Origin of the sequence: Crocinitomix catalasitica ATCC 23190 (assembly GCF_000621625.1) — a bacterium.
Lineage (GTDB): Bacteria > Bacteroidota > Bacteroidia > Flavobacteriales_D > Crocinitomicaceae > Crocinitomix > Crocinitomix catalasitica.
Map to the genome: position 1 here is coordinate 1 of NZ_JHXV01000067.1, position 1,353 is coordinate 1,353.

At 42.6% G+C, this 1,353-nt stretch carries 1 pseudogene; it reads right to left on the bottom strand.

Going from position 1 to position 1,353, the window contains the following annotated elements:
* Positions 1-1,130, bottom strand: a pseudogene (locus T367_RS24315) (hypothetical protein); the annotation flags it as partial.
* Positions 1,131-1,353: the final 223 nt, after the last annotated feature.

The window sequence follows — 1,353 nt, forward strand, 5'->3', positions numbered from 1 at the left end:
ATTACACCTCTATCCCAAGTATAAGTATCACCACCTTCACCCCATAATGTTAAAAATGTTCCTTCACATGCTGCTGGAGAACTTGAATTAGGAATTAAAACAGGAACCTCTGTACTTGTCACAATTACTTCTAAATTACAATCTTCTGGACTTGTACTTTCTGCAGAATATATAGTTGTTCCCAAAGGTGGAACAAAATCAACACCGTCAGTAATTCCACCTGTCCAAGTAATATCACCACCTGTTAAAGATCTAGCACTTAAATTTACAAATTCACCTTCACATACACCAGTCTCAGTTGCAGTCAATTCTAATCCTGTACATAACACTGTAAATACAGCACGTCCGTTACCAGTACGCCCTACAACATTTTCTTGATCTTCACCTGCGTTAAAAGAGCCGCCACCGCCGCCGCCGCCCCATTGGCCGCCACCACCGGTTGATCCGCCACCACTATAGCCACCACCGCCGCCACCAGCGTACAAAATACCAGATCCATGGGACCCACCACCAGCACCGTAACCACCAGAATATGTACCTCCAGCACCACCATCAATATATGCTTGTCCGCCTGTACTTCCTCCAAAACCATTTTCACCTGCAGTATAAAAACCACCACCGGCTCCACCATTTTGACCATTAATACCTCTAAACCCTCCATTACCAGCAGTTCCACCAGCGCCAGTTCCACCAGAAGCATTTAATCCTTCAGTTCCATTTTCCGTTAATGACGCATCAACACCGTTATGGAGTACACCACAACAAGCACCAGCTCCGCCACCACCACCGCCACCAATAACAAGCGGAGTTCCTGTAAGCTGATCTACAACAAAAGTACCTCCACCTCCGCCATTCGCTGAAGTTGGCTGCTCCCCTACTAATACATCTAAAACTTGACCAGGAACAACATCAAAATCACCTTGCATTATAGCGCCAAGCCCTCCTGTCCCCGCAGAATTACCGCCTTGAGCGCCTTCCGCTTTTATACTAATTCTAGTAACATCTGCAGGCACAACATATGTCTGCATAGACCCTGTATAGTTCAAAATTGTTTCTTGGCTCCAACCGGTAGACAACGCCAATCCGAATGTCAGAAGACCAAATATTTTAAGCAAGTATTTATGTTTCATAATAATATAAATTAGATTTAAAACAAACATACAATTTAATACACCAAAAGAAAAGTGTTTACTTACTTAAATTACAGATTAATACATAAAATGGGGAGCTGAATAATCAACTCCCCATTTTTAAATACCAAAACCTCGTACACCAAGGTGTTTATTCTTATTGTTTCACAACCTGTGCGAATCCAATTTTATCATTTGCATTTACGCGGATAATGTAAGCACC